Origin of the sequence: Halochromatium sp., from assembly GCF_046541315.1 — a bacterium.
GTDB lineage: Bacteria > Pseudomonadota > Gammaproteobacteria > Chromatiales > Chromatiaceae > Lamprobacter.
Window position 1 is genome coordinate 1 of record NZ_JBKHDN010000194.1, and the last position, 5,239, is coordinate 5,239.

7 protein-coding genes are annotated in these 5,239 nt (G+C 68.1%); 2 read left to right on the top strand and 5 right to left on the bottom strand.

All coding sequences use genetic code 11. The features are described from left to right. On the top strand, positions 1-658 hold a 658-nt coding region (locus ACLFQI_RS11335; RefSeq protein WP_410759409.1), incomplete at its 5' end, for a hypothetical protein. A gap of 208 nt (positions 659-866) precedes the next feature. After that, positions 867-1,976, top strand: a complete 1,110-nt coding sequence (locus ACLFQI_RS11340) for an alkene reductase (protein ID WP_410759418.1) — start codon at positions 867-869, stop codon at positions 1,974-1,976. On the opposite strand, the gene ACLFQI_RS11345 is transcribed toward ACLFQI_RS11340, so the two are convergent. From ACLFQI_RS11345 to ACLFQI_RS11365, 5 genes are all read right to left on the bottom strand, one after another. Continuing rightward, on the bottom strand, positions 1,937-2,293 hold the full coding sequence (locus ACLFQI_RS11345) for a Na+/H+ antiporter subunit G (RefSeq protein ID WP_410759411.1): 357 nt from the start codon (positions 2,291-2,293) through the stop codon (positions 1,937-1,939). The genes ACLFQI_RS11340 and ACLFQI_RS11345 overlap by 40 nt on opposite strands. Position 2,294: 1 nt before the next feature. Then, complete coding sequence (locus ACLFQI_RS11350; RefSeq protein ID WP_410759420.1) at positions 2,295-2,585, bottom strand: K+/H+ antiporter subunit F; 291 nt, start codon at positions 2,583-2,585, stop codon at positions 2,295-2,297. Between the two features lie 2 nt (positions 2,586-2,587). Further along, a complete protein-coding gene (locus ACLFQI_RS11355) occupies positions 2,588-3,094 on the bottom strand; it encodes a Na+/H+ antiporter subunit E (protein WP_410759413.1) in 507 nt (168 codons plus the stop codon). Beyond that, positions 3,091-4,980, bottom strand: coding sequence for a proton-conducting transporter membrane subunit (locus ACLFQI_RS11360; RefSeq protein WP_410759415.1), 1,890 nt, complete (start codon positions 4,978-4,980; stop codon positions 3,091-3,093). Before ACLFQI_RS11360 ends, ACLFQI_RS11355 begins: the two co-directional genes overlap by 4 nt. Beyond that, positions 4,977-5,239 (bottom strand): NADH-quinone oxidoreductase subunit K (locus tag ACLFQI_RS11365; protein WP_410759416.1); only part of this gene is annotated, 263 nt, incomplete at its 5' end. The genes ACLFQI_RS11360 and ACLFQI_RS11365, both read right to left, overlap by 4 nt.

Consider the following 5,239-nt stretch of genomic DNA (forward strand, 5'->3'; position numbering starts at 1 on the left):
TCCGCCGTTGTGGCTGATTGTCTGGTCGGTGCTGGTCGCGGTGATCTCGGCGCTGATCAATGGGCTCATCGTCTGTGTGCGGCTGGCGCAAGCGCTCGGCGAATGGATGCAGCGGACTCTAGCTCGGGCTGTTGCTCGGGCTGTCGTCGAGCCGGAGTCTCCTGAGCGGGAGCCGGGGCGGATGGAACAGCCGGAGCGCACGGAACGGCCGGAGCGCCCGGAACGGCTAGAGCAACCGTCGACACCGCCGGTACAACCCGAACCGACGGTTGAGAGGTCGGCCAGGGCTCGTGCCGAGGCGGCGAAGACCGCGACGAACGATCGAGCGGCCAAAAGGACCGTCGCGAAGAAGACCGCCGCGCAGAAGCCAACGGCTCGCAAGACAACGGCGAAGACGACCGGAAAGAAGGCTGGTGCGAACAAGCCGACCAGCGGGACGACCGCCAAGCCGACCAGCGGGGCGACCGCTAAACCGACCAGCGGGACGACCGCTAAGCCGACCAGCGGGGCGACTACCAAGGCAACCTCGAAGCCGACCGCCAAGAGGCCTGTCGCCAAGAAGGCGTCGCCGCGCAAGTCGACATCGAAACCCGCGTCCGCCGAGGCGCCTTCGGCATCAGCGACGTCCTCAGATCGAAACCGGTCGCGAAAGGGTTAAAATACATGCACAGTCAGTCGAGCCGGAAGATTGCCGCCCCCAGGATTCGTCTAGCCTCAGACCGATGTGCAGCGCTCGTGATCACGGCATGACCCATTTCCCGGAGAAGCTCCGGCTCAAGGAACAGGCCGACGAAGACCTCTATTTCGCCCGCCGCGATCAGGAGCTGATCGCGCGGCGTCGCCAATTCCAGCACCCAGGAGTGTCTATGACCCCGTTGTTCGATCCGATCCAGGTCGGCGATCTGGAACTCCCCAATCGCATCGTGATGGCTCCGCTGACCCGCAATCGTGCGGTCGCCGGCCTCAAGCCCGGCGCGCTTCAGGTCGAGTACTATCGGCAGCGCGCGAGTGCCGGCCTGATCATCAGCGAGGCGACGCAGATCAGCCCGATGGGACAGGGCTATCTCGACACCCCCGGCATTTATGACAGCGCTCAGGTCGCGGCCTGGAAGCAGGTGACCGATGCCGTACATGCCGTCGGCGGGAGGATCTTCGTGCAGCTCTGGCACGTCGGGCGGATCTCGCACAGCTCGCTACTGCCGGACGCTGCCGCGCCGGTCTCCTCGACCGATCGGCGCCCGAACGTCCAGACCTTCGCCGCCGAGGGCTTCGTCGATGTCTCCGCGCCACGGGCGCTGCGCGATGAGGAGATCCCCGCCCTGATCGAGGACTATCGGCATGCGGCGCGCTGCGCCCGCGAGGCCGGTTTCGACGGGGTCGAAGTGCATGCGGCCAACAACTACCTGTTGGAGCAATTCCTGCGCGACAGCGTCAACGATCGCACCGGGCCCTATGGTGGCAGCATCTTCAACCGCGCGCGTTTGGTGGTCGAGATCATGCAGGCGATCGCCGCGGAAATCGGCGCCGGCCGCACCGGCATCCGCATCAGTCCGATGACCACCTTCAACGACACCGCGCGCGATTCCGACCCGCAGGCGTTATTCGAGCATCTGGTCGCCCGACTCGATCCGCTTGGGCTCGCCTATGTGCATGTGATCCAAGGCGAGACCGGCGGCCCGCGTTACCCGGACGATGCCGAGCGGCCTTTCGACTATGCCGCGCTCAAGGCCTGCTTCGATGGCCCCTGGATGCTCAACAACGGCTATGGGCCTGAGGATGCGCCCCAGGCGCTCGCCGCCGGCGAGGCCGATCTGATTGCCTTTGGCCGCCCGTTCATCAGCAACCCGGACCTGGTGCGCCGGTTGCGTGAGGGCGCACCGCTGACGCCACCGAACCCCGACACCTTCTATGGCGGTGGCGCCGAGGGCTATACCGACTATCCGACGCTGGATGCAGATGGAGCGGTTGAATCCTGACGAAAGCGCGCCGGCACCGGCGCTAATGAACGCAGCCGCAGACGCAACGCGGCCTTGGCCAGCAGGTGTGCGCTCACCGGGGCCGTCATGAACAGGAACAGGGCGACGAGCAGCTCGGTCGGATGCGTCGCTGGATCCTGGGCGGAAAAATACAGCGCCGATGCCCCGAGCATGCCGCCGACGCCCAGGGTCGTCGACTTGGTCGGACCATGCAGCCGGCAGAAGAAGTCCGGCAACGCGGCCAGGCCGATCGAGCCGATCAGGGTGAAGGCGGCCCCGAGCAGGATGAGTGCGGCGACCAGTATCTCGATGAACATCTCAAGTCTCCTCCTGGTGGGACTCTTCGATGAGGTTGCCGCGCAGCAGATAGCGACTGAGCGCGGCGGTGGTGATAAAGCCCAGCAGTGCCAGCAGCAGCGCCGAGGCGAAATACAGCATGTGGTGGAACTGGATGCCGAGCAGCACCAGCAGCGCGATGCTGTTGGTGTAGAGCGTATCCAGCGCCAGGATGCGGTCGGGCATGTCCGGGCCGCGCAAGGCGCGCCACAGATTGAGCAGCAGCGCCAGACTGAGCATGGCCAGCGCGGCGGCGATGGCGAGCGTGAGCACCGTCATGGGAAGACCTCCAGCAGCAGGCGTTCGTAACGGTCCTTGATCTTGGCGCATTCGGCCGCCGCATCGCCCGGATCGGGTTCATCGAGCAGATGCAACAACAGCACACGCCGATCGTCGCTGAGGTCCGCCGACAGCGAGCCCGGCGACAGGGAAATCGTGCTCGCCAGGAGGTAGAGCGCGAAGGGTTGCGTCAACGCCAGCGGCAGCTCGACGAAAGCGGGCCGGGGATGGCGCGAGGGCGTCAGGATCAAGGCCGCGATGCGCAGGTTGGCGATCAGGATATCGACGGCCACGCGCCAGAGAAAGATCGCCAGCAGCAGCGGGCGGCGCACTCGCAGCCGGCCGCTCGAAAACGGGCTCACGGCACTGGTGATCGCTAACGCCAGGAGGACCCCGAGCAGGAGCTGTCCGGGCGCGAGGCTCCCTTGCAGCAGCAGCCAGAGGAGCGTCAAGGCGACGACTGTCATCGGAGCGTCGCGCAGTGGCTTCAGCAGGCGTCTCATGGCCGGCCTCCGCTGTTTCCGGCGTTCCCGTTGATTTCGCTGCTCCCGCCGTTCCCCTTGATCCCGCTGTGCTCACCGCTCCGGCTGATCTCGCCGTTCCCTTTGATCCCGCTGTGCTCACCGCTCCGGCTGTGCTCGCCATGCCCGCTGATCTCGTCGTTCCCGCCATTCCCGCTGGTGGCGGCCGTTGGCGGGTCGACCGGCTCCAGTCCCTTGATCGCGGTCAGGTAGTCACCGCCGTCTAGGAGCTGCGCCGCAGCCGCCTCGGTGTAGCCTGTCATTGGGCCGGCGAGCAGGGCCAGCAGCGGGCTGGCAGCCAACAGCACGGCGGCGGCCGGGGCATGGGCGCCTGCTGTCTGGACCCCGGCCTGAGTCCCGGCCTGAGCCCCGACCTGAGCGCCGGCCTGCGTGCTGGCCTGGGTGCCGGCCCCTGCCTGAGTATCGGAGCCGCCAGCGGTGCTGACCGGCGCTCCGCGCCAGAATAGCATCACCCCGGCGCGCGACAGCCCGACCACCACCAGCAGGGTGGAGCCGAGCACGGCGGTCCAGCTCAAGATCCAGCCCAGACGCACCCCCGAGGCGTCCTGGCCCGCGCTTCGCACCGCCTCCAGGATCAGCACCTTGCCGACGAATCCGCTCAGCGGCGGCAGACCGGCGATGGCCAAGGCGCCGAGCAGGAACAAGGCCCCCAGCCAGGCGGCCGCCGGCGGTTGCGGAGCGGGCCGCAGCCAGGCGCCCTGCGCCCGGCCCCGGCCGATGACATCGGTCAGCAGGAACAGCCCTGCCGCGATCAGGGTGGTGTGGACCAGATAGTAGAGGCCAGCGGCGATGCCCTCGGCGGTGCCGACGGCGACACCGGTCAACAGCGTGCCGACGGACACGAGGATCAGGTAAGCGATCATGGTGCGCAGCTCGGTGGCGGCCACCATGCCGATGGCGCCAGCGGCGATGGTCAGCAGCGCTCCCGTCGCGAGGACCGCCTGGACGGGCAGCCCAGCCAGCAGCGGCTCGACCAGCAGCGGTTCGGCGAGCGGCGGCTCGGCCAAGGCCCCGCCGCCGGCCGCAGCTCCGATCGGCGTCAGGGCGAGCAGACGCAACAACGCGTAGACGCCGACCTTGGTCATGATCGCGAACAGCGCCGCCACCGGCGTGAGCGCCGCGCTGTAGGCCGGCACCAGCCAGGCGTGCAAGGGCACCAGGGCCGCCTTCAGCGCGAAGGCGCCGGTCAGGAGCAGCAGGCCGCTACCGGCCAAGGGCGCCTGGGCTGGAGCCAGTGCTGGCAGACGCTCGCCTAGCTGCGCCAGGTTCAAGGTCCCGGCGGCCGCGTAGAGCGACGCCACACCGATCAGGAACAGGCTCGAGCCGATCATGTTGAGCACCACATAGTGCAACGCGGCCCGGCTGCGCGCGCCACCGCCGCCCTGGACCAAAAGGCCGTAGGAGGCGATCAACAGCACCTCGAAGAACACGAACAGATTGAACAGGTCGGCGGTCAGAAAGGCGCCGGCGAGACCGAACAGCTGCAGTTGGAACAGGGCATGGAAATGACGCCCGCCGCGCTCGGCGGCACTGGGGCCCAGACTGGAGCCCAGAGCGAGATGCGCGAGCACGGTCACCCCCAGAGCGCTGGTGAGCGTCAGCATCAGGGCCGAGAGCCGGTCGGCGGCCAGCACGATGCCATAGGAGACGGGCCAGTCCCCGATCAAGGTGGCGGCGATGCGGCCCTGTGCGCTCAGTCCCAGCAGCGCAACCGCCGCGCCGAACTGACCGAGGGCGCCGATCAGGCCGAGCCTGTGCTGCTGACGTGGCGTCAGCGCCGGATGGGCGAAGAGCCAGGCGCCAAGACCGAGCGGCAGCGCGAGGGGGATGATCAGCAGCAGACTCATCGCGCCCCCTCGTCGCGCTGAGCCTCAGGCGGGCGGGTTTCTCCGGGGTCGCTGTCGCTCGCTTGGGTTTCCCCCGAGGGCGCGTCGCTGGGCTGGGCATCGACGCGCTCGGAGCCGAGGTCGGACAAGGCGCGCAGGATCAGCACCAGCACCAAGGCGGTCATCGCGAACCCGATGACGATGGCGGTCAGCACCAGCGCTTGCGGCAGCGGATCGGCCATCGGCGCGATGGTCTGCGCCGTTTCTCCGGCGGCTTCCC

What these genes read in the sequence shown, in the direction of transcription:
- ACLFQI_RS11340 (WP_410759418.1), top strand. Translation starts at nt 867, where the DNA reads ATGACCCCGTTGTTCGATCCGATCCAGGTCGGCGATCTGGAACTCCCC.
- ACLFQI_RS11355 (WP_410759413.1), bottom strand. Translation starts at nt 3,094, where the DNA reads ATGAGACGCCTGCTGAAGCCACTGCGCGACGCTCCGATGACAGTCGTC.
- ACLFQI_RS11360 (WP_410759415.1), bottom strand. Translation starts at nt 4,980, where the DNA reads ATGAGTCTGCTGCTGATCATCCCCCTCGCGCTGCCGCTCGGTCTTGGC.
- ACLFQI_RS11345 (WP_410759411.1), bottom strand. Translation starts at nt 2,293, where the DNA reads ATGTTCATCGAGATACTGGTCGCCGCACTCATCCTGCTCGGGGCCGCC.